Below are 23,683 nucleotides of genomic sequence, written 5' to 3'. Positions count from 1 at the left end.
CGATAGCCGCGCCGCAAAACATGTACAAACAGCAGATTGCAGAAATGGAAAAGGCCGCGAAAGCGGCCTTTAGGTATTGCAGTACGTTACGAAAATCTGCGAGCAGATACGTAATTATTGCTGCTGAGTAATGATGTCACCCAGCTTGATTTTAGCTTCTTTACGCAGGTTGCTCATCATTGCTTCGAACGCGATCTGTGCATTGTTTTGCGTAATGCCCTGAACCATCGCTTTCTTCTGCGCTTCCGGCATGGTGCCTGCTTTCACTTCATCCAGCGCCAGCAGAACAATGTTACCCTGCATGTCGGAGGTTGTACCGAAGCTTGGCTTATCTTTCGCAGGCAGGCTAAGACCAAATGCCGCCTGGCTGACAGGATCCTGACCCGTGCGGCTCAGCGTTTTCGCCTCACCGAAGCTCAGACCCGCCGCTTTCAGCGCATCATCTTTGCCTGCTTTCAGGTCGGCCAGGATCTTCTCAGCATCCAGTTTCGCCTGCTGCTCTGCCTTGTTGTGCTTAACCTGTGCGACAACCTGATCTTTCACTTCAGCCAGCGGTTTTACCGCCTCTGCTTTGTGCTCAGTCACACGCAGAACGAATGCACGGTCGCCGTCCACGGTAATGATGTCAGAGTTGCTACCCGGAGTGCCATTCTCGCCCACCAGACCACCGTTAAAGATGGCATCAGAAACTGGCTTAAAGTTCAGCTCTTCCGGCAGGTTGTCGTGGCCAAACCAGCCCGTCTCAACCGCTTTCGCGCCTGCGGCCTGCTCTGCACCCGCCAGTGATTCGTTGTCATTGCTGGCAGCGTCACTCACTTTCTGCTGCAAGGCATAGAAGGCATCCAGCGCTTTTTCCTGTTTCACTTTCGAGGCGATATCGTCACGAACGTCAGCCAGGGGCTTGGTTTTCGCCGTTTCGATGTCGTCCAGACGTGCAACCAGGAAGCCAACGGAAGATTTGATAACACCAGACAGCTGACCTTTCTCTTTCAGGCCAGCATTTTTCAGTTCATCCGGGGTGGTTGCATCTTCCAGCCAGCCCATATCACCGCCATTTTTTGCGGAGATAATGTCAGTGGATTTTGCTTTGGCTACCGTCGCGAAATCAGAGCCTTTGTTTAGCTCATCCAGCACGGCTTTAGCATCAGCTTCAGTTTTGGTCTGAATCACGCTGTAACGGTTACGCTGAGGCTGAGTGAACTGATCCTGATGCTGATCGTAGTAAGACTGAATGTCTGCGTCAGAGGCTGTTTCCTGCAACGCAGCAGCATCCAGTTTGATGTAGCTTACACGGAACTGTTCTGGCGCAACGAAGGCGTTCTTGTTCTGCTCATAGTAAGCATTAACTTCGTCATCGCTCACCTGCTGTTTCGCCGCCAGGGCAGCAACATCAATGGTTGCCTCACGGACAACACGCTGCTGAGACACCAGAGCAGCCAGCTCGTCAGTTTCGCCTTTGAGCATAAAATCGGTACCAACCACGGCATTGATCAATTGCTGGGTTGTCAGCTGATTGCGCAGCGCCTGGGCGTATTGGTCTGCAGTCATGCCCATCTGATTAACGATACTGTTGTAGCGTGCGTTATCGAATTTGCCGTTAGACTGGAATGCCTGGGTAGAGAAAATGGCTTTTTTAACCTGTTCGTCGCTGATACCCAGACCCAGATTCCTGGCATACTGGTCAAGCAGTGCTTCGTCAATCAGGCGGTTCAGCGTCTGCTGACGCAGGGTTTTCATGTAACCTTCATTTGCCGCCAGCTCTGAGAACTGATCGCCCAGCTGTTGCTGCATACGGTTACGTTCACCCGCGAAAGCGTTCTCGAACTGCCCACGGCTGATTTCCTGGCCATTCACTTTTGCGGCATAGTTGGCGCCAGCGCCGATAAGGTAACTGCTCACGCCGGTCAAAATGAACGACACGATAATGATACCGAAAATAATCTTGAGCACGAGACTGTTAGCAGCCGTGCGTAAGCTGTCCATCATGGTGTAACAACACTCCGCTGTAGGTGACTGGTTACCTGACGCTGACGGAAAATCCTTACCGTCGCGCGTAAAGTCGTATTGTGACAAGAAACCGGGGCAATTGTCAGCCCACAACTCGCATAAACTCGAACAAATCAGGTCTGGACAAACAAAAAAGGCACATCAAATGATGCGCCCTTGTACTTTTCAGCTTCCCTGAAACGAGAAAGCAATCAGTTTACTGCGTCTTTCAGCGCTTTACCGGCACGGAAGCCCGGCACTTTAGCAGCAGCAATGGTGATCTCTTTACCGGTCTGAGGGTTACGGCCAGTACGGGCAGCACGCTCTTTAACCGCAAAAGTACCGAAACCTACCAGTGCAACATCGTCCCCAGCTTGCAGAGATTCAGTAACAGAAGCAATTAAAGCATCTAACGCACGTCCAGCTGCAGCTTTAGAAATATCAGCACCCGCAGCAATTTTGTCAATCAGTTGAGATTTATTCACTGTTCTCTTCCTCTCTTTATAATTTATATCGCACCTGAATCCTTCACAGCGCGACCGCGCAGCAGTTATATCAGGCCTGCCATGACCTTACAACACCCGTTGTTGATGGCTAGCCCAATCAGCAATCTAAATTAGCTATACAAAAAAAGGCTGGCAAGTCCGAAATGACTTACCAGCCTTGTTTTTATTGACGCTCTTTGCGCGAGGTCACTATTTTGCAGTTACAACCTGCATTCCAGAGGGTTCATTCTGCAATGCGAGAGTCAGAACTTCCTCAATACGCTTCACCGGATGGATGTCCAAATCGGCAATAACGTTGTCCGGAATCTCTTCCAGGTCGCGCTTATTTTCGTGCGGAATTAATACGGTTTTGATCCCACCGCGGTGTGCAGCCAGAAGTTTTTCTTTCAGACCACCAATTGGCAGAACCTGACCACGCAGCGTGATTTCGCCCGTCATCGCCACATCGGCACGCACCGGGTTCCCGGTCAGACACGAAACCAGTGCCGTACACATGGCAATACCCGCGCTTGGGCCATCTTTCGGTGTTGCACCTTCAGGTACGTGGACGTGGATATCGCGTTTTTCGTAGAAATCCGGGTTAATACCCAGTTTCTCCGCGCGCGCGCGCACCACAGTCAGCGCAGCCTGAATGGACTCCTGCATCACTTCACCCAGGGAGCCGGTGTACGTCAGTTTACCTTTGCCCGGAACACAGGCGGTTTCGATGGTCAGCAGATCGCCGCCCACTTCCGTCCATGCCAGACCGGTAACCTGGCCTACACGGTTCTCGCTGTCCGCACGACCGTAGTCGAAACGCTGAACACCCAGATATTCGTGCAGATTGTCACCGTTAATCTCGATGTGCTTCAGGGACTTATCCAGCAGCAGCTGTTTAACCGCCTTACGGCACAGTTTAGAGATTTCACGCTCAAGGCTACGGACACCCGCTTCACGCGTGTAGTAACGAATAATGCTGATAATGGCACTATCGTCAACCGTGATCTCGCTATCTTTCAGTGCGTTACGCTCAATCTGCTTAGACAGCAAATGGCGTTTGGCGATGTTCAGTTTTTCGTCTTCGGTGTAACCGGACAGACGGATCACTTCCATACGATCCAGCAATGGAGCCGGAATGTTCATGGAGTTAGAGGTCGCTACGAACATCACATCGCTCAGATCGTAGTCAACTTCCAGATAGTGATCGCTGAACGCAACGTTCTGCTCTGGATCCAGCACTTCAAGCAGTGCTGACGCCGGATCGCCACGCATGTCAGAGGACATTTTGTCGATTTCATCGAGCAGGAACAGCGGGTTTTTAACCCCCACTTTCGCCATCTTCTGAATCAGTTTGCCCGGCATTGAACCGATGTAAGTACGACGGTGTCCGCGAATTTCAGCTTCATCGCGCACGCCGCCAAGCGCCATACGGATGTACTTACGCCCGGTCGCTTTGGCAATAGACTGACCCAGAGAGGTTTTACCTACCCCTGGAGGCCCTACCAGGCACAGAATTGGGCCCTTGAGCTTATTCACACGGCTCTGCACCGCGAGATACTCAAGGATACGGTCTTTGACGCGCTCAAGGCCGTAGTGGTCGGTATCGAGGATTTCCTGAGCCTGACGCAGGTCTTTTTTGACCTTGCTGCGGGCATTCCACGGAACCTGAACCATCCACTCAATGTAACCGCGAACAACAGTCGCTTCAGCCGACATCGGAGACATCATTTTCAGCTTTTGCAGTTCTGCTTCGGCTTTTTCTTTCGCCTCTTTCGGCATTTTTGCCGCGTCGATCTTACGCTTCAGCGCTTCGTTTTCGTCCGGAGCGTCATCCATTTCGCCGAGTTCTTTCTGAATCGCCTTCATTTGCTCGTTCAGATAGTACTCACGCTGGGATTTCTCCATCTGCTTTTTCACGCGGTTGCGAATGCGTTTCTCAACCTGGAGCAGATCGATTTCGGATTCCATCATCGCCATCAGATATTCCAGACGTTCATTCACGTCGGACATATCCAGCACAGACTGTTTGTCTGCCAGCTTCAGCGGCATGTGAGCAGCGATGGTATCCGCCAGACGTGCAGGATCGTCAATGCTGTTCAGCGACGTCAGCACTTCTGGTGGGATTTTCTTGTTCAGCTTGATATAGCCTTCAAACTGGCTAATGGCCGTGCGCACCAGCACTTCCTGCTCACGTTCATCAAGCTGCGGCGAATCGAGGTACTCTGCTTTTGCAGAGAAGTGTTCACCATTGTCAGACAGAGTGGTAATACGCGCACGCTGCAAACCTTCGACCAGCACTTTGACGGTGCCGTCTGGCAGTTTCAGCATTTGTAAAATAGAGGCCACGGTCCCGACGGTGAAAAGATCGTTTACACCCGGCTCATCCGTTGAAGCTTCTTTCTGCGCAACCAACATGATTTTTTTATCATGATCCATGGCGGCTTCAAGGCAACGGATAGATTTTTCCCGCCCTACAAATAAGGGTATGACCATGTGCGGATAAACCACCACATCGCGCAACGGCAATACGGGGATTTCAATGCGTTCAGAACGCTCAGGATTCATAGAGCTCTCTCTTAGTTTAGTGTCCGCCAGGTAATCAGGTTGTGTAACTGTGCTTCACACAACCATTAACATGTAAGCAGTATATGGGGATGTTTCCCACACATTCAACGCCATGAATACGGAAAAAGTAAAGGGGGGATAAAATCCCCCCTTTTTTAATAACTGCTTGTATGATTTGGTGAATTATTCGCCAGATGCCTGCTGTGCTTCAGGCTTACCGTAAATCAGCAGCGGCTTCGTTTGACCACCAATGACTGACTCATCAATAACCACTTTTTCGACATCTTCCATAGAGGGAAGATCGTACATGGTATCGAGCAGCGCAGCTTCAACGATGGAGCGCAGACCACGAGCACCGGTTTTACGCACCATTGCTTTCTTCGCAATAGCATCCAGCGCTTCGTCACGGAACTCCAGCTCAACGCCTTCCAGATTGAACAATGCCTGATACTGTTTAGTCAGTGCATTTTTCGGTTCTTTCAGGATCTGAATCAGAGCGTCTTCGCTCAGCTCATTCAGCGTTGCGACAACCGGCAGACGGCCGATGAACTCAGGGATCAGACCAAATTTGATCAGATCTTCCGGTTCCACCTGTGACAGCAGTTCGCCTTCGTTCGGTTTTTCAGACGTCGACTTCACCGTCGCACCAAAACCAATACCGGAGCCGGTTTCAACGCGGTGTGAGATAACTTTGTCCAGACCCGCAAACGCACCACCACAGATAAACAGGATCTTGGAGGTATCCACTTGCAGGAATTCCTGCTGCGGATGTTTACGACCCCCCTGCGGTGGAACAGCAGCAACGGTACCTTCGATAAGCTTCAGCAGTGCCTGCTGCACGCCTTCGCCCGACACGTCACGCGTAATGGATGGGTTGTCGGACTTACGGGAGATCTTATCGATCTCATCGATATAAACGATCCCACGTTGCGCTTTCTGCACATCGTAATCGCACTTCTGCAACAATTTCTGGATGATGTTTTCTACATCTTCACCCACGTAACCGGCTTCGGTCAGCGTGGTGGCATCAGCCATTGTGAACGGAACATCCAGCAGGCGTGCCAGCGTTTCAGCCAGCAGCGTTTTACCGGACCCGGTAGGGCCGATCAGCAGAATGTTACTTTTACCCAGTTCTACGCCATTGCTGGTATCGCCGTTACGCAGGCGTTTGTAGTGGTTATAAACCGCCACCGCCAGCACTTTTTTAGCTTGTTCCTGACCGATGACATAGTCGTCAAGGTGATGACGAATCTCATGCGGGGTTGGCAACGCGCTACGCTCACGGTGAGGTGCTACTTCTTTAATCTCTTCGCGAATGATGTCATTACATAAGTCGACACATTCGTCGCAGATATACACGGACGGCCCGGCAATCAGTTTACGCACTTCATGCTGGCTTTTGCCGCAAAAAGAGCAGTACAGCAGTTTGCCCGAACCATCTTTGCGTTTATCTGTCATGAGTCCAAACCTCTTTTTAAGTTCTTTGTGCCGCACATGACGACGCAAATGCCATTCTCAGACGCAAGCTGCTCTCAAGCAGCGTGCCGCCCTACCTTAGTATAGCGGCACACTCGCGTCGCGGGCATCAATTACGATGGGTCAATACGGAGTCGACTAAGCCGTACTCAACTGCCTCTGATGCAGAGAGGAAGCGATCGCGCTCGGTATCGCGCTCGATCTGCTCAAGGGATTGACCCGTATGCTGCGCCATAAGTTCATTCATGCGCGCTTTTACTTTCAGAATTTCGCGTGCGTGGATTTCGATATCCGTCGCCTGGCCCTGATATCCGCCCAGCGGCTGGTGAATCATCACGCGGGAGTTTGGCAGGCAGAAACGCTTACCTTTCGCACCTGCGGTTAACAGGAAGGCGCCCATGGATGCCGCCTGTCCCATACAGATAGTGCTCACATCCGGCTTGATGAATTGCATGGTGTCGTAGATAGACATACCCGCCGTGATCACGCCACCAGGTGAGTTAATATACAGGTAAATGTCTTTTTCCGGGTTTTCCGCTTCCAGAAACAGCATCTGCGCCACGATCAGGTTAGCCATGTGGTCTTCCACCTGGCCGGTCAGAAAGATAACGCGTTCCTTGAGCAGACGGGAATAGATATCAAAAGAACGCTCACCACGTGAGGTCTGTTCAATAACCATTGGCACCAGAGCCATATGGGGTGCAAAGTTATCTCGTTCGCCACTGTATGACATTTCCGTCTCCTGGATCAAAATTGAAAACACCTGCTGTACTGATTGTAACCTTATGGACGGATTATCAGCCAGTCTCATTCATCGTCATTACATACTTATGGGGTTCGCAACGCCCTATTTCAAGCATAACAACCTTTTGTTGTTACGCTAACACTGAAAGGGCGTTTTAGCACTCTTCCTGGGCTATTGGTGCGATAAAAAAAACCCGTCGCCGGAAGGCAACGGGTTTTTTGTTCAAACTTTAAACCGTTGAGACGAAATTACGCCTGCTGGTTCATCAGTTCGTTGAAAGAGATCGCTTTTTCGGACACTTTAGCTTTCGCCAGTACCGCTTCAACAGCCTGCTCTTCCAGCGCTACGTTGCGCATGTTGTCCATCAGTTCTTTGTTGCTACCGTAGAACTCGACAACTTCTGACGGATCTTCGTATGCAGAAGCCATCTCTTCGATCAGGCCTTTCACACGCTCTTCGTCAGCTTTCAGTTCGTGGGTACGAATCACTTCGCCCAGCAGCAGACCAACAACCACACGGCGTTTAGCTTGCTCTTCGAACAGTTCGCGCGGCAGTTCCATCGCTTGTTGCTGGTTGCCACCGAAACGCTGAGCAGCCTGACGGCGCAGAACGTCGATTTCGTTGTCAATCAGTGCAGCTGGAACGTCGATTTCGTTCGCTTTCACCAGGCCTTCGATCGCCTGAGATTTCACACGGTTACGCACAGCGCCGTTCAGCTCGCGTTCCATGTTTTTACGTACTTCAGTACGCAGACCGGCTACAGAACCATCTTCAACGCCGAAACGTTTGATGAATTCTTCAGTCAGTTCTGGCAGTTCGCGCTCTTCAACTTTCTTCAGGTTGATAACGAACTTCGCTGCTTTACCTTTCAGGTTTTCAGCGTGGTATTCTTCCGGGAAGGTCACGTCGATAGTGAACTCTTCGCCAGCTTTGTGGCCTTTGATACCGTCTTCGAAGCCCGGGATCATACGACCCTGGCCCATTGCCAGTACGAAGTCAGACGCTTTACCGCCTTCGAACTCTTCGCCGTCTACAGAACCGGTGAAGTCGATGGTTACACGGTCTTCCGCGTCAACAGCGCCTTCTTTATCTTTCCAGTTCGCCTGCTGCTTGCGCAGGGTATCCAGCATCCCGTCTACGTCTTCGTCGGTAACGGAAACGATCGGTTTTTCAACTTCGATAGATTCCAGACCTTTCAGCTCAACTTCTGGGTACACTTCGAACTCTACAGAGTAGGTGAAGTCTTCGCCCAGTTTGTATTCGCCTGGAACGTAGTTCGGCGCGCCAGCTGGATTGATTTTTTCTTTGATGATCGCATCGATAAAGTTGCGGCTCATCAGGTCACCCAGCACATCCTGACGCACGGAGGCGCCATAACGCTGAGCAACAACATTCATCGGTACTTTACCCTTACGGAAGCCGTCAATACGTACTTTTTTTGATACGTTGACCAGCTCGCTTTTCACAGCAGTTTCGATGCTGTCAGCAGCGATAGTAATCGTTACACGGCGGCCAAGGCCTTGAGTGGTTTCAACTGAAACTTGCATCTTGTTACCTCAAAAAAATCACAGTGCTCGGTCAACTCTGAATCTGTCTCGCAATACCGGGATGCTCTCTATTTAGCAGATTCACATTCCCTGTCGCCAGAATCATCCCGAAGACATTCATTAAGACGCGGCATTATAGCGGCATCACTTAGGTGAGTCGAGAACGGTTAGGGCATGTTGCTGCGGCTTTTTTCACACTTTAAGGCTATTTTTAGCCTTAAAAACGCACCATACGCTCAAAACTCAGACAAAACAAAACGGCCCGGAGGCCGTTTTGACGTAATCTGCTAGCAACATACTGGAAAAACTCCAGCGGTTGCAAATACGATTTTTCAGGCGATAGTGCCTGCACCGCGACAAGGTGGCGATGCAAAAACCGTATCCTGCAAGCCTTCCCATTCTTTGATGGTGTATGTATGAAGCGCCAGTGCATGAACCGTTGCCGAAAGTTCTTCGGTTAACGTGCCGTAGATCATACGGTGTCTATTAAGAAAACGCTCTCCAGCGAAGCGGTCACTTACCAACACCACTTTAAAATGACTTTCAGACCCTGCCGGTACGTTGTGACGATAGCTTTCATCGACGACTTCGAGGAAAACGGGGTTGAACGCTGCCCTTAATTTGTCTTCTATTTGCTCACGTATCATCATGAAATTACTCCTCCGACAACGCTAAGATGTCACCCATCCCTTTAAATGTTAGCCGCTTTTACCGGTTCCATTACAACAACACAACAAATATTTAGCTTTCGTCTGATTTTCTCAGCCAAACGAATGAAGTTCACTGTGAGGCTCATACGTTTTGTCATTCACAGGCGGAGAAAAACAGTAAGCTGGTCAGTTTTCAGACAAGGCGATGAATTTACATGCGTTGACCACTTCCCCTGGCCGTTGGCGATGTTATGATGGCGGCAATTTTTCTCTCTATATGCTTACGATTCGTTGAGAACCTGAAAATGTTAAAAAAAATCTTCTTTCCGTTGGTAGCACTTTTTATGCTGGCAGGCTGCGCTACCCCGCCAACAACTATTGATGTCTCACCAAAAATCACCCTGCCTCAGCAGGATCCTAGTCTGATGGGCGTGACCGTGAGCATTAACGGTGCTGACCAGCGTCAGGATCAGGCACTGGCAAAAGTGACCCGTGACAACCAGCAGGTAACGCTGACCGCCTCCCGCGACCTGCGCTTCCTGTTGCAGGAAGTGCTCGAGAAGCAAATGACCGCGCGCGGTTATATGGTTGGCCCAAGCGGCGCTGTTGATTTGCAGATCATCGTCAACAACCTGTACGCAGACGTTTCCCAGGGTAACGTGCGTTACAATATTGCCACCAAAGCGGATATCGCCATCATCGCCACCGCGAAGAACGGCAATAAGATGAACAAAAACTACCGCGCCAGCTACTCCGTTGAAGGGGCTTTCCAGGCTTCCAACAAAAATATTGCTGACGCTGTTAACAGCGTGCTGACCGACACCATCGCAGATATGGCTCAGGACACCAGCATCCACGACTTTATCAAGCAGAACGCTCGTTAATCCTGCTTCCTGACCCGGCGCTTCGCCGGGTCAGCGCTATAGACTCATGTCCAGTCACTACTTACGCATTTTCCAGCAACCGAAATCAGCCATTCTGCTGATCCTCGGCTTCGCCTCCGGTTTACCGCTCGCGCTCACCTCCGGCACGCTTCAGGCCTGGATGACAGTAGAAAACATCGATCTTAAAACCATCGGTTTCTTCTCTCTGGTGGGGCAGGCGTACGTTTTCAAATTCCTGTGGTCACCGGTTATGGACCGCTACACCCCACCGTTCCTGGGGCGTCGTCGCGGCTGGCTGGTGATGACCCAGATTCTGCTGTTGCTGGCGATTGCCGCCATGGGGTTCCTGGAGCCTGCGACCCAGCTGCGCTGGATGGCAGCACTGGCCGTGGTGATTGCATTCTGTTCTGCCTCTCAGGACATCGTATTTGATGCCTGGAAAACGGACGTTCTGCCCGCAGAAGAGCGCGGTGCTGGCGCGGCAATCAGCGTGCTGGGCTATCGTCTGGGTATGTTGGTTTCCGGCGGGCTGGCGCTGTGGCTTGCCGACCGTTACCTCGGCTGGCAGGGCATGTACTGGCTAATGGCCGCACTGCTGATCCCGTGCATTATCGCCACCCTCTTCGCACCTGAACCGAGCGATGTGATCCCTGTACCTCGCTCCCTGGAACAGGCCGTTGCCGAACCCCTGCGTGACTTCTTTGGCCGCAATAATGCCTGGCTTATTCTGCTGCTGATTGTCCTTTATAAGCTTGGCGATGCATTTGCCATGAGCCTGACGACAACCTTCCTGATCCGCGGCGTCGGGTTTGATGCGGGTGAAGTCGGCGTGGTCAACAAAACGCTGGGGCTCTTTGCCACTATTGTCGGCGCGCTGTACGGCGGTGTATTGATGCAACGGCTGACGCTGTTCCGGGCGTTGTTAATCTTCGGTATCTTGCAGGGTATTTCAAACGCCGGGTACTGGATGCTGTCGATTACCGACAAGCACATGATCACCATGGCCACCGCCGTTTTCTTTGAAAACCTGTGTGGCGGCATGGGAACTGCGGCATTTGTCGCGCTGCTGATGACCTTGTGCAATAAGTCGTTTTCCGCCACCCAGTTTGCCTTGCTCTCGGCGCTTTCGGCCGTAGGGCGTGTTTATGTTGGCCCGATTGCTGGCTGGTTTGTTGAAGCACACGGCTGGCCGACATTCTATCTTTTCTCGGTCGTCGCTGCGGTGCCGGGGATCTTATTGTTACTGGTTTGTCGTCAGACGCTGGAATATACGCAGAAAACCGAACATTTTATGCCACGCACCGAATATCAACACGCCTATCGATTTGCTTTACGCCTGTTGATGGTGGGTTGCCTGGCGCTCGCATTATGGCTCGTAGTGTTAATTTTTAATGCAACAACCCCTCTTACGCTTCCCTTCGAAGCCCTTCTGCTCGACGCTGGAGCCCTGCTGGCTATCGCCGGGATCCTGACTGGCGGCGCGCTCGATTTCCTGGCATTACGTAAAATGCCCACAACCTGAAGTAAAAAACGAAAGGTTATTTCCCGTTGTAATCACCAGGCGAAATTATAACGGTGAAATAACCGCCAGTCGGTAAAAAAAATATTTGTTGTTTTGTGCGGGATAGAATTTGGAAATTATTGGAGCCCATTCCGCTGAGCTATTTTTCATTAAACGATTCAGCATTTGAAAGATTGAATTTTCGTTTTTTAATTGTCTTTTTATTGATAATTAATTGTTAATTATTTGTATATTTTTGATAATGGTTATACCAATTGCCCCTTTTAGGGTATGCTTGGGGGTCCTTTCGTTATAACGCCCGTACCACGCGGCTTTCGCCTTAAAAATCGACATAATTTGCAACACTTGTGACATGTGCGGCAGAACCCGGTAACACCTTCCTGACACAGGCCTAATGATGTTTACAGTAATGTAACCTTCCCGTAAAATGCCCCCACACTTTAAACGCCACCAGACTCCCGTGGAATTGAGGTCGTTAAATGAGACTCAGGAAATACAATAAAAGTTTGGGATGGTTGTCATTATTTGCAAGCACTGTATTACTCAGTGGCTGCGATTCTGCACTACTTGACCCCAAAGGACAGATAGGACTGGAACAACGTTCATTGATTCTGACGGCATTTGGCCTGATGATGATTGTGGTTATTCCTGCCGTTTTGATGGCTGTTGGTTTCGCCTGGAAGTATCGTGCGAGCAATAAAGATGCGAAGTATAGCCCTAACTGGTCACACTCCAATAAAGTGGAAGCTGTGGTCTGGACAGTGCCTATTCTGATCATCCTGTTCCTTGCCGTGCTGACATGGAAAACCACTCACTCGCTTGAGCCAAGCAAACCGCTGGTTCACGATGAAAAACCTATCACCATCGAAGTCGTCTCCATGGACTGGAAATGGTTCTTCATCTACCCGGAACAGGGCATTGCTACCGTGAATGAAATCGCCTTCCCGGCGAACACTCCGGTTCAGTTCAAAGTGACCTCCAACTCCGTGATGAACTCCTTCTTCATCCCGCGTCTGGGTAGCCAGATTTACGCGATGGCCGGGATGCAGACTAACCTGCACCTGATCGCGAATGAAGCAGGCACCTACGATGGTATCTCCGCCAGCTATAGCGGCCCGGGCTTCTCAGGTATGAAGTTCAAAGCTATCGCGACGCCGGACCGTGCCGCATTCGACCAGTGGGTTGAAAAAGCGAAGCAGTCTCAGAACACCATGTCTGACATGGCGGCGTTCGACAAAGTGGCTGCACCTAGCGAATACAACAAGGTGGAGTACTTCTCTAACGTGAAACCAGATTTGTTCAAAGATGTTGTTGGCAAATTTATGGACCACGGCAAGAGCATGAACATGTCCCAGCCAGAAGGCGAGCATAGCGCGCATGAAGGTATGGAAGGCATGGACATGAGCCACGCGGAAACCGCTCACTAAGGGGCCGAGGAAGAAAATGTTCGGAAAATTGACACTGGATGCAGTGCCCTACCATGAACCCATTATCGTGGTTACGGTGGCTGCAATTATCATCGGTGGTGCGGCCTTACTGGCCTTAATCACTTACTTCGGTAAGTGGAGCTACCTGTGGAACGAGTGGCTGACTTCGGTTGACCACAAAAAACTCGGTATCATGTACTGCATCGTCGGTATCGTCATGTTAATTCGTGGCTTTGCGGATGCTATCATGATGCGTAGCCAGCAGGTGCTTGCCTCTGCGGGCGAAGCGGGCTTCCTGCCGCCGCACCACTACGATCAGATCTTTACCGCTCACGGCGTTATCATGATCTTCTTCGTGGCGATGCCGCTGGTTATCGGTCTGATGAACGTGGTTGTGCCGCTGCAAATCGGCGCGCGTGACGTTGCGTTCCCGTTCCTGAACAACCTGAGCTTCTGGTTCACGGTTGTCGGTGTAATTCTGGTTAACCTGTCACTGGGTGTGGGCGAATTCGCACAGACCGGCTGGCTGGCATACCCGCCGCTTTCAGGAATTGAATACAGTCCTGGCGTTGGTGTCGACTACTGGATTTGGGCGCTTCAGCTTTCCGGTATCGGTACAACCCTGACCGGTATTAACTTCTTCGTGACCATTATCAAGATGCGTGCCCCTGGCATGACCATGTTCAAGATGCCAGTGTTTACCTGGGCATCTCTGTGCGCCAACATCCTGATTATTGCTTCATTCCCAATTCTGACTGTTACCATCGCGCTGCTGACCCTGGACCGCTACCTGGGCACCCATTTCTTCACGAATGATATGGGTGGCAACATGATGATGTACATCAACCTGATTTGGGCCTGGGGTCACCCGGAAGTGTACATCCTGGTTCTGCCTGTGTTCGGTGTGTTCTCCGAAATCGCAGCAACCTTCTCACGTAAGCGCCTGTTTGGTTACACCTCTCTGGTGTGGGCAACTGTGTGTATTACCGTACTGTCGTTCATCGTTTGGCTGCACCACTTCTTCACCATGGGTGCAGGCGCGAACGTAAACGCCTTCTTCGGTATTACCACCATGATTATCGCAATCCCTACAGGGGTTAAGATCTTCAACTGGCTGTTCACCATGTATCAGGGTCGCATCGTGTTCCACTCAGCAATGCTGTGGACCATCGGCTTCATCGTGACCTTCTCCGTGGGTGGTATGACCGGCGTACTGCTGGCTGTACCGGGTGCTGACTTCGTTCTGCACAACAGTCTGTTCCTGATTGCGCACTTCCATAACGTTATCATCGGTGGTGTGGTCTTCGGCTGCTTCGCTGGCGTGACTTACTGGTGGCCAAAAGCGTTTGGCTTCACGCTGAACGAAACCTGGGGTAAACGCGCGTTCTGGTTCTGGATCATCGGCTTCTTCGTAGCATTTATGCCGCTGTACGTGCTGGGCTTCATGGGCATGACCCGTCGTCTGAGCCAGCAGATTGATCCGCAGTTCCACCCAATGCTGGTTGTTGCAGCGTGTGGTGCGGCGCTGATTGCCTGCGGTATCGCGTGCCAGCTGATTCAGTACTACGTGTCTATTCGCGACCGCGAACAGAACCGTGACCTGACCGGTGACCCATGGGGTGGCCGTACGCTGGAGTGGGCGACCTCTTCTCCACCTCCGTTCTATAACTTCGCCATTGTGCCGCAGATCCATGAGCGCGACGCATTCTGGGAAATGAAAGAAAAAGGTGAAGCGTACAAGCAACCTGCTCATTACGAAGAGATCCACATGCCGAAAAACAGCGGTGCGGGCATTGTTATTGCCGCCTTCGCAACGGTATTTGGTTTCGCAATGATCTGGCACATCTGGTGGTTGGCGATTGTTGGCTTTGCCGGCATCCTGATCAGCTGGATTGTGAAGAGCTTTGACGAGGACGTGGACTACTACGTACCAGTCCGTGAAGTCGAAAAACTGGAAAACCAGCATTTCGATGAGATTTCTAAAGCGGGGCTGAAAAATGGCAACTGATACTTTGGCACACTCAACTGCCCACGCGCATGACCATGCGCACCACGATACAGGGCCGACGAAAGTATTCGGTTTCTGGATCTACCTGATGAGCGACTGCATTCTGTTCTGCTGTCTGTTCGCGACGTATGCCGTTCTGGTGAACGGCACTGCTGGCGGCCCGACCGGTAAGGACATTTTTGAACTGCCGTTCGTTCTGGTAGAAACTGCGCTGCTGTTATTCAGCTCCATCACCTACGGCATGGCGGCTATCGCCATGTACAAAAACAACAAGAGCCAGGTTGTCTCCTGGCTGGCGTTGACCTGGTTGTTTGGTGCTGGATTTATCGGGATGGAACTCTATGAATTCCATCACCTGATTGCCGAAGGTATGGGCCCGGATCGTAGCGGCTTCCTGTCTGCGTTCTTCGCACTGGTAGGTACTCACGGTCTGCACGTGACCTCTGGGCTTATCTGGATGGCGGTACTGATGTTCCAGGTATCCCGTCGCGGCCTGACCAGCACTAACCGTACCCGTATCATGTGCCTGAGCTTGTTCTGGCACTTCCTGGACGTGGTATGGATCTGCGTGTTCTCTGTTGTCTATCTGATGGGGGCGATGTAATGAGTCATTCAACCGATCATGGCGCTTCCCACGGTAGCGTAAAAACCTACATGACAGGTTTTATCCTGTCGATCATCCTGACGGTTATCCCGTTCTGGATGGTGATGAGCGGTTCTGCTTCTCACGCGGCGATTCTGGGCACTGTCCTGGTCACCGCAGTGGTGCAGATTCTGGTGCATCTGGTTTGCTTCCTGCACATGAACACCAAGTCCGATGAAGGCTGGAATATGACTGCCTTTATCTTTACCGTGATTATCATCGCTATCCTGGTAGTCGGTTCCATCTGGATTATGTGGAACCTCAACTACAACATGATGGTTCACTAAGAGCGGCGAGTATGTTTAAGCAATACCTGCAAGTAACGAAACCAGGCATCATCTTTGGCAACCTGATCTCCGTGATCGGAGGGTTCCTGCTGGCCTCTAAGGGCAGCATTGATTACACCCTCTTTATCTATACGCTGATCGGTGTGTCACTGGTTGTTGCGTCCGGTTGTGTATTTAACAACTACATCGACATGGATATCGACAAGAAGATGGAAAGGACTAAAAATCGGGTGCTGGTTAAAGGCCTGATCGCCCCTTCCGTCTCGCTGGTGTACGCCACCTTGCTGGGTATTGCTGGCTTTATGCTGCTGTGGTTTGGTGCTAATCCTCTGGCCTGCTGGTTGGGGGTAATGGGGTTCGTGGTTTATGTGGGCGTTTACAGCCTGTATATGAAACGTCACTCCGTCTACGGTACGCTGATTGGTTCTCTCTCCGGCGCTGCGCCGCCGGTGATTGGCTACTGTGCCGTCACGAACGAGTTTGACAGCGGTGCGGCTATCCTGCTGGCTATTTTTAGCCTGTGGCAGATGCCGCACTCCTACGCCATTGCGATTTTCCGCTTCAAGGATTATCAGGCAGCGAACATCCCGGTTCTGCCGGTCGTGAAAGGTATCTCGGTTGCTAAAAACCATATCACGCTGTACATCATTGCCTTCGCAGTAGCGACGCTGATGCTCTCTCTGGGCGGTTACGCTGGATACAAATATCTGGTGGTTGCAGCCGCAGTAAGTGTCTGGTGGCTCGGTATGGCTCTGCGTGGCTACAAAGTGGAAGATGACAAAGTCTGGGCACGCAAATTGTTTGTGTTCTCAATCGTTGCCATCACCTCGTTGTCCGTAATGATGTCTGTCGACTTTATGGTGCCAGATTCTCACAACCTGCTGACTTACGTCTGGTAAATGTGCTGAATTGAAAAAGCCAGGTTAATCACCTGGCTTTTTTTTTGCCCGGCGGCGCTACGCTTGCACGGGCCTACGGGATCTTTCGCTCGAATAACACCGGTAATATCTCTTAAACAAACATCTGTTTACCGCGCTTTATACCCCGCCTACACTATGGCCTGCTTTTGAACTGAGGTGGTAATGAACGATAATAAAATGACGCCAGGCGAATTGCGCGCGACCTGGGGTTTAGGGACTGTTTTCTCGCTACGGATGCTTGGCATGTTTATGGTCCTGCCTGTTCTGACCACGTACGGTATGGCACTGCAAGGCGCCAGCGAAGCGCTGATTGGTCTGGCGATTGGTATCTATGGTTTAGCACAGGCGGTATTCCAGATCCCCTTTGGCCTGCTTTCTGACCGCGTAGGCCGTAAGCCGCTGATTGTCGGCGGGCTGCTGGTCTTTGTGCTCGGTAGCGTAATAGCCGCCCTCTCCCACTCCATCTGGGGCATTATTCTCGGCCGCGCGTTGCAAGGTTCCGGAGCGATTGCCGCCGCGGTAATGGCGCTGCTGTCGGATTTAACCCGCGAACAAAACCGCACCAAAGCCATGGCGTTTATTGGCGTAAGCTTTGGTGTGACTTTTGCGATTGCGATGGTGCTCGGCCCGATCATTACGCATCAACTGGGTCTTCATGCCCTGTTCTGGATGATTGCCATTCTGGCGACCATCGGCATTGCGTTAACGCTGTGGGTCGTGCCGGACAGTAAAAACCACGTGCTGAACCGTGAGTCCGGCATGGTCAAAGGCTGCTTTAGCAAAGTCATTGTCGAGCCGCGTCTGCTGAAGCTGAATTTTGGCATTATGTGCCTGCACATTCTGCTGATGTCGACCTTCGTTGCCCTGCCAGGCCAGCTGGCGGCAGCGGGTTTCCCGGCGTCTGAGCACTGGAAAATTTATCTGGTGACCATGCTGATTTCGTTCGTCTCCGTCGTGCCGTTTATCATCTACGCCGAAGTGAAACGCAAGATGAAACGCGTGTTTCTCGCCTGTGTTGCGCTACTGCTGATTGCGGAGATCGTACTGTGGGGTTCCGGCCCGCACTTCTGGGAACTGGTGGCGGGCGTTCAGCTCTTCTTCCTGGCATTTAACCTGATGGAAGCTTTGCTGCCCTCGCTTATCAGCAAAGAGTCCCCTGCGGGATATAAAGGCACAGCAATGGGCATTTACTCCACCAGCCAGTTTATCGGCGTCGCTATTGGCGGCTCGCTAGGCGGTTGGGTGGATGGCCTGTTTGATTCGCAAACCGTGTTCCTGGCGGGCGCACTGCTGGCAATGGTCTGGCTGCTGGTCGCCAGCACCATGAAAGAGCCGCGCTATGTCAGTAGCCTGCGCGTAGAAATCCCGGATGACGTTGAAATTAGCGATGCGCTTAAACAGCGGCTGGAAGCCACAGACGGCGTAAACGAAGTGATGATTGTGCCGGATGAACGCAGTGCGTATGTCAAAATCGACAGCAAAGTGACCAACCGCTTTGAAGTAGAGCAGGCGCTGAAAGCCTGAAAAAATGCCCGGTTAAACCGGGCATTTCTGTCTTAATCGCGGAAGTTTTTAAACTGGAACGGTTGTCCCAGATCGCCGCCGCGAACCAGCGCCATAACGGATTGCAGATCGTCACGGGATTTCCCGGTCACACGGATCTCTTCACCCTGAATTTGCGCCTGCACTTTCAGCTTGCTGTCTTTGATGAGCTTAACGAGCTTTTTCTGCACCGCGCTCTCAATGCCCTGTTTCAGTTTGGCTTCAACAAACCAGGTTTTACCGCTATGCACGAACTCTTCTGGCACATCAAGAGACGCGCCTTCAATGCCGCGTTTCAGCAGCTTGGCACGCAGAATATCAAGCAGCTGATTGACCTGGAAATCAGACTCGCTCAGAACCTTGATAGTCTTATTTGCATCGTTCAGCTCAAAAGTCGCCTCTACACCACGAAAATCAAAACGTGACTCAACTTCACGGCTTGCGTTATCAACGCCGTTACGAACTTCCTGGATATCAACTTCGGAAACAATATCGAAAGATGGCATCTTTTCTTCTCCCTTCATTTTTGTTGCGTTGCATAATACCCGCAACGAGGCATAACGAGAAGCTTAGCTGACGGCGCTATACTTAGGCCGTAACACCTGGCGCAGTTGCAGGTGAGGAGGAACAATGAAAATTACAGTGCTCGGATGCGGAGCCCTTGGTCAATTATGGCTGACGGCACTATGCAAACACGGACACGAGGTACAAGGCTGGCTGCGTGTGCCCCAGCCCTACTGTAGTGTAAACCTGATAGATGAAGACGGAAGCATCTTTAACGAATCACTCACTGCAAACGATCCTGATTTCCTGGCGCAAAGCGATCTGCTGCTGGTCACGCTCAAAGCGTGGCAGGTGTCGGATGCCGTGAAAGCGCTGGCGGCTCAACTGCCCCCGACATCACCCATCCTGCTGCTACATAACGGCATGGGAACCATTGATGAGCTGAAAAGCATCCCGCAGCCGCTGCTGATGGCGACAACCACCCATGCTGCACGGCGTGATGGCAATATCATTGTGCATGTCGCCAGCGGCGTCACGCATATTGGCCCGGCCCGCGAACAGGATGGTGATTACAGTTATCTGGCTGACGTTCTGCAAAAGGTGCTGCCAGACGTCGCCTGGCACAACAACATTCGCCCGCAGCTGTGGCGCAAGCTGGCGGTTAATTGCGTCATTAACCCGCTTACGGCGCTGTTGGATTGCCCTAACGGCGAGCTAAAAAACCATCCGCAAGAGGTTGCCGCCCTGTGCGCTGAAGTGGCCTCTGTTATTGAGCGTGAAGGCTTACACACGTCGGCAGACGATTTACGCTATTATGTCGAGCAGGTTATTGATAGTACGGCAGAAAATATTTCTTCGATGTTGCAGGACGTTCGGGCGTTGCGCCACACCGAAATAGACTACATCACCGGCTATCTTTTAAAGCGCGCCCGTGCGCACGGTATTGCTGTACCGGAAAACGCCCGCCTGTATGACCTGGTTAAACGTAAGGAGAGTGAGTATGAGCGCGTCGGCACTGGTATGCCTCGCCCCTGGTAGCGAAGAAATGGAAGCTGTCACCACCATCGACCTGATGGTGCGTGGCGGTATTAATGTCACCACCGCAAGTGTTGCGAGCGATGGTAATCTGGCTATCACCTGCTCACGCGGGGTAAAAATCCTTGCGGATGCCCCACTGGTCCAGGTGGCTGACGGTGATTACGACATTATCGTTCTGCCCGGCGGCCTGAAGGGTGCAGAGTGTTTTCGCGACAGTCCACTGCTCGTCGAAACGGTCAGGCAGTTTCACCTCTCCGGCCGTATCGTCGCCACCATTTGCGCCGCGGCTGCAACGGTGCTGGTACCACACGATATTTTCCCGATCGGCAATATGACCGGTTTCCCGACGCTGAAAGACCGTATCCCGGAAGACCAGTGGGTCGATAAACGCGTGGTCTGGGATCCGCGCGTCAACCTGCTCACCAGCCAGGGTCCGGGAACCGCAATTGATTTTGCGCTGAAGATTATCGACCTGCTGGCCGGGCGTGAAAAGGCATACGAGGTTGCGTCGTCGCTGGTCATGCCAGCGGGGATTTATAATTACTACGAAGCGTAGAGCATAAAAAAGCCGGGTGGCGGCTACGCCTTACCCGGCCCACACGTGCTCATCTTTTCTCCCTCTCCCCGTGGGAGAGGGTCGGGGTGAGGGCATCAGGCCGCACTTCGCTACGGGCGATACACCTTCACGTTAGCAAAGCCCTGCTCACGCAGATACAGCGCCTGCAAGCGGCTCATCACCCCACGCTCACACCACAGCAGATAGGTTTTGCTCTGGTCGAGGTCGCCAAACTTCGTGCTCAGCTTGTAGAAAGGCAGGGAAACCACTTCCACACCGTCAACTTTCAGCGGCTTATCATCCTGCTCATCAACAGAACGGATATCCAGAATCGCATCGTTGGCACCAAAACCGCTGACGGTTTCAACTTCAACCACGTCCTGCTGGGTCTGCTGGGCAATCTCACGGATATCGATGTTGGACGCTTCCGCCACCACCTTATCCAGAATAGCGAAATCGAAGTTCTCTTCTTCCGCTTCGATCTTCGCCTTCACCGCTTTTACGGTTGGGCTTTTGGAGATAACGCCACAGTATTCCGGCATGGTGCGGGCAAAATCTTCGGTGCCGATTTCGCGCGCCAGATCGATGATGTGTTCTTTATCGTGAGAGATCAGCGGACGCAGGATCAGGGTATCAGACACATTGTCGATCAGACGCAGGTTGGTCAGCGTCTGGCTGGACACCTGGCCCAGCGCTTCACCGGTCACCAGCGCCTGCACGCCGTAGCGTTCAGCCACTTTAGAGGCTGCACGCACCATCATGCGCTTCAGGATCACGCCCATCTGGCCGTCGTCCACTTTCTCAAGGATTTCGCCGACCACAGGTTCGAAGTTGATCGCCACAAAACGCACGCGGTGGGAGCTGCCGAAGCGGTTCCACAGGTAATGCGCCACCTGACGAACGCCGATTTCATGCGCCGCACCGCCCAGGTTGAAGAAGCAGTAGTGTACGCGGCAGCCACGGCGCATCAGCATATAGCTGGAAACACCGGAGTCAAAACCGCCGGAAATCAGGGACAACACATCTTCCTGCGTCCCGATCGGGAAGCCGCCGATACCTTCATAGCGGCCTTTCACCAGCAACAGGCGATCGTTTTCGATCTCCAGGTTAACGGTCACGTCCGGGTTGGTCAGGCGCACACGCGCAGTCTCAACGTGCTGGTTCAAACCACCGCCCACGTAACGTTCCACTTCAATGGAGCTGAATTCGTGTTTACCACGACGCTTCACGCGGACACAGAAGGTTTTGCCTTCGATCTGGTCGCGGTATTGCACCAGCGCTTTTTCGAAGATGTCGTGCATATCGGTAAACGGGACATCTTCCACTTCCAGAATATGGTGGATCCCCGGGATACGGGTCAGCGCATCGCGGATATCAAGACGCTTGTTTTCGTCTTTGGCGCGAACTTCAACGTGATCCCAGTGACGAACAACGGCCAGCGTTTCGTCATAATGCTTCAGAACGTTACGGATGTTCCCGGTCAAAATTTTAATAAAGCGCAAACGCACAGATTGGCTTTTGATAGTGATTTCAGGGAACAATTTAATGATAAACTTCATGGCGGCAATGTTTCTTAGGCAAGCTTATTAAGGCTTGTAATGGAAAAGTACAACAGCCCCTATACCGAAGGCTGCATCCAGGCGCGCAAGTATACCACCATCGCGCGACTCCTGTGCACATTGCGCGTTATTTGCTTATCCGCCCGAGTCCGTTACCATGACAGGGCAGAAAATATGAGAGTCAGACATTCACTATGCCGAAGAAAAATGACGCACCGGCCAGTTTCGAAACTGCGCTGAGTGAACTGGAGCAAATTGTCACCCGTCTTGAGAGTGGCGATCTGCCGCTGGAAGACGCCCTCAACGAATTTGAACGTGGGGTGCAGCTCGCACGCCAGGGGCAGATTAAATTACAGCAGGCTGAGCAGCGTGTGCAGATCCTGCTCTCCGAAGCCGAAGACGCCGCGACAACACCTTTCACACCGGACGCCGAGTAAATGGATTTTTCCACACAGCTTCAGGCGTGCGTTGTGCGTGCCAACGATGCGTTGCGCCGCTTTATTGAGCCGCAGCCTTTTCAGAACACTCCACTGGTTGAGGCCATGCACTATGGCGCACTCTTGGGTGGAAAGCGCCTGCGCCCGTTCCTGGTCTACGCCACCGGAAAGATGTTTGGCATCAGCGAAAACACCCTGGATGCGCCGGCTGCTGCCGTTGAATGCATTCACGCTTATTCGCTGATCCATGATGATTTGCCGGCCATGGACGACGACGATTTACGTCGTGGTCAGCCAACCTGCCACATCAAGTTTGGCGAAGCGAATGCCATTCTCGCGGGTGATGCCCTGCAAACGCTGGCGTTTTCGATTTTAAGCGATGCACCAATGGCCGAAGTGGCTGACCGCGATCGTCTGGCAATGGTTTCCGAACTGGCCATGGCCAGTGGCGTTGCAGGGATGTGCGGCGGACAAGCGCTGGATCTTGAGGCCGAAGGACGTCAGGTTAATCTGGAACAGCTTGAGCGTATTCACCGTCACAAAACGGGTGCTTTAATTCGTGCAGCCGTTCGTCTGGGCGCGCTGAGTGCGGGTGAACAGGGACGCAAAGCCCTGCCGATTCTGGACAGATACGCAGAAAGTATCGGTCTGGCGTTCCAGGTTCAGGATGACATTCTGGATGTGGTGGGCGATACTGCAACATTGGGTAAACGTCAGGGTGCCGATCAGCAGCTTGGCAAAAGCACCTATCCCGCCCTTCTGGGCCTTGAGCAAGCCCAACGTAAAGCCCGGGACCTGATTGATGATGCCCGCCAGTCACTGAATCAACTGGCTGCGCAATCACTGGATACCTCGGCACTGGAAGCGCTAGCGGACTATATAATCCAGCGTGATAAATAAAC

21 protein-coding genes are annotated in these 23,683 nt (G+C 52.1%); 12 read left to right on the top strand and 9 right to left on the bottom strand.

Going from position 1 to position 23,683, the window contains the following annotated elements; all coding sequences use genetic code 11:
- Positions 1–114: 114 nt before the first annotated feature.
- The 7 genes from ppiD to bolA form a co-directional block, all read right to left on the bottom strand.
- On the bottom strand, positions 115–1,986 hold the full coding sequence (gene ppiD, locus N1249_RS04920; protein ID WP_259834998.1) for a peptidylprolyl isomerase: 1,872 nt from the start codon (positions 1,984–1,986) through the stop codon (positions 115–117).
- Between the two features lie 212 nt (positions 1,987–2,198).
- Entirely contained in the window at positions 2,199–2,471 is a 273-nt protein-coding gene (hupB, locus tag N1249_RS04915) for a nucleoid-associated protein HU-beta (RefSeq protein WP_002444653.1), read from the bottom strand.
- A gap of 210 nt (positions 2,472–2,681) precedes the next feature.
- Positions 2,682–5,036, bottom strand: coding sequence for an endopeptidase La (lon, locus tag N1249_RS04910; protein WP_259834997.1), 2,355 nt, complete (start codon positions 5,034–5,036; stop codon positions 2,682–2,684).
- A gap of 183 nt (positions 5,037–5,219) precedes the next feature.
- On the bottom strand, positions 5,220–6,494 hold the full coding sequence (gene clpX, locus N1249_RS04905; protein WP_010428107.1) for an ATP-dependent protease ATP-binding subunit ClpX: 1,275 nt from the start codon (positions 6,492–6,494) through the stop codon (positions 5,220–5,222).
- A 127-nt stretch (positions 6,495–6,621) separates the two neighbouring features.
- Complete coding sequence (gene clpP, locus N1249_RS04900) at positions 6,622–7,245, bottom strand: ATP-dependent Clp endopeptidase proteolytic subunit ClpP (RefSeq protein ID WP_020885210.1); 624 nt, start codon at positions 7,243–7,245, stop codon at positions 6,622–6,624.
- Between the two features lie 260 nt (positions 7,246–7,505).
- Positions 7,506–8,804, bottom strand: coding sequence for a trigger factor (gene tig, locus N1249_RS04895; protein ID WP_259834996.1), 1,299 nt, complete (start codon positions 8,802–8,804; stop codon positions 7,506–7,508).
- A gap of 332 nt (positions 8,805–9,136) precedes the next feature.
- The gene (gene bolA / locus N1249_RS04890) at positions 9,137–9,454 is read right to left on the bottom strand and encodes a transcriptional regulator BolA (protein ID WP_041162004.1); all 318 of its coding nucleotides are present in this window, start codon (positions 9,452–9,454) and stop codon (positions 9,137–9,139) included.
- Positions 9,455–9,759: 305 nt separating this feature from the next.
- Here bolA and N1249_RS04885 point away from each other — a divergent pair, with 305 nt between their 5' ends.
- From N1249_RS04885 to N1249_RS04850, 8 genes are all read left to right on the top strand, one after another.
- The gene (locus N1249_RS04885; protein ID WP_014069123.1) at positions 9,760–10,338 is read left to right on the top strand and encodes a lipoprotein; all 579 of its coding nucleotides are present in this window, start codon (positions 9,760–9,762) and stop codon (positions 10,336–10,338) included.
- A gap of 46 nt (positions 10,339–10,384) precedes the next feature.
- A complete protein-coding gene (gene ampG / locus N1249_RS04880) occupies positions 10,385–11,860 on the top strand; it encodes a muropeptide MFS transporter AmpG (RefSeq protein ID WP_259834992.1) in 1,476 nt (491 codons plus the stop codon).
- A 479-nt stretch (positions 11,861–12,339) separates the two neighbouring features.
- Positions 12,340–13,287, top strand: a complete 948-nt coding sequence (gene cyoA, locus N1249_RS04875; RefSeq protein ID WP_259834990.1) for a cytochrome o ubiquinol oxidase subunit II — start codon at positions 12,340–12,342, stop codon at positions 13,285–13,287.
- A 16-nt stretch (positions 13,288–13,303) separates the two neighbouring features.
- Positions 13,304–15,295, top strand: coding sequence for a cytochrome o ubiquinol oxidase subunit I (gene cyoB, locus N1249_RS04870; protein WP_259834988.1), 1,992 nt, complete (start codon positions 13,304–13,306; stop codon positions 15,293–15,295).
- On the top strand, positions 15,285–15,899 hold the full coding sequence (locus N1249_RS04865) for a cytochrome o ubiquinol oxidase subunit III (RefSeq protein ID WP_014069119.1): 615 nt from the start codon (positions 15,285–15,287) through the stop codon (positions 15,897–15,899). Before cyoB ends, N1249_RS04865 begins: the two co-directional genes overlap by 11 nt.
- Positions 15,899–16,225: a cytochrome o ubiquinol oxidase subunit IV gene (locus N1249_RS04860; protein WP_014069118.1), complete on the top strand. Its 327-nt coding sequence runs from the start codon at positions 15,899–15,901 to the stop codon at positions 16,223–16,225. Before N1249_RS04865 ends, N1249_RS04860 begins: the two co-directional genes overlap by 1 nt.
- An 11-nt stretch (positions 16,226–16,236) precedes the next feature.
- Positions 16,237–17,124, top strand: coding sequence for a heme o synthase (gene cyoE, locus N1249_RS04855; RefSeq protein WP_259834986.1), 888 nt, complete (start codon positions 16,237–16,239; stop codon positions 17,122–17,124).
- 183 nt (positions 17,125–17,307) lie between these two features.
- Positions 17,308–18,669 carry an MFS transporter gene (locus N1249_RS04850; RefSeq protein ID WP_259834984.1) on the top strand — a complete coding sequence of 454 codons (1,362 nt, stop codon included), beginning with the start codon at positions 17,308–17,310 and terminating at the stop codon, positions 18,667–18,669.
- 32 nt (positions 18,670–18,701) lie between these two features.
- On the opposite strand, the gene N1249_RS04845 is transcribed toward N1249_RS04850, so the two are convergent.
- Positions 18,702–19,193: a YajQ family cyclic di-GMP-binding protein gene (locus tag N1249_RS04845; RefSeq protein WP_182059823.1), complete on the bottom strand. Its 492-nt coding sequence runs from the start codon at positions 19,191–19,193 to the stop codon at positions 18,702–18,704.
- 124 nt (positions 19,194–19,317) lie between these two features.
- Here N1249_RS04845 and panE point away from each other — a divergent pair, with 124 nt between their 5' ends.
- Both panE and yajL read left to right on the top strand, forming a co-directional pair.
- On the top strand, positions 19,318–20,229 hold the full coding sequence (gene panE, locus N1249_RS04840; protein ID WP_259834981.1) for a 2-dehydropantoate 2-reductase: 912 nt from the start codon (positions 19,318–19,320) through the stop codon (positions 20,227–20,229).
- Positions 20,192–20,785: a protein deglycase YajL gene (yajL, locus tag N1249_RS04835; protein WP_259834979.1), complete on the top strand. Its 594-nt coding sequence runs from the start codon at positions 20,192–20,194 to the stop codon at positions 20,783–20,785. The genes panE and yajL overlap by 38 nt, the downstream gene beginning before the upstream one ends.
- A 110-nt stretch (positions 20,786–20,895) precedes the next feature.
- On the opposite strand, the gene thiI is transcribed toward yajL, so the two are convergent.
- Positions 20,896–22,344 carry a tRNA uracil 4-sulfurtransferase ThiI gene (gene thiI, locus N1249_RS04830; RefSeq protein ID WP_259834978.1) on the bottom strand — a complete coding sequence of 483 codons (1,449 nt, stop codon included), beginning with the start codon at positions 22,342–22,344 and terminating at the stop codon, positions 20,896–20,898.
- Positions 22,345–22,538: 194 nt separating this feature from the next.
- Here thiI and xseB point away from each other — a divergent pair, with 194 nt between their 5' ends.
- Entirely contained in the window at positions 22,539–22,781 is a 243-nt protein-coding gene (gene xseB, locus N1249_RS04825; RefSeq protein ID WP_014069112.1) for an exodeoxyribonuclease VII small subunit, read from the top strand.
- On the top strand, positions 22,782–23,681 hold the full coding sequence (gene ispA, locus N1249_RS04820) for a (2E,6E)-farnesyl diphosphate synthase (protein WP_182059819.1): 900 nt from the start codon (positions 22,782–22,784) through the stop codon (positions 23,679–23,681).
- The last annotated feature ends 2 nt before the right edge of the window (positions 23,682–23,683 follow it).

Origin of the sequence: Enterobacter sp. CP102 (assembly GCF_025152625.1) — a bacterium.
GTDB classification, from domain to species: Bacteria; Pseudomonadota; Gammaproteobacteria; order Enterobacterales; family Enterobacteriaceae; genus Enterobacter; species Enterobacter soli.
This window is presented reverse-complemented; position numbering and strand designations above follow the sequence as displayed.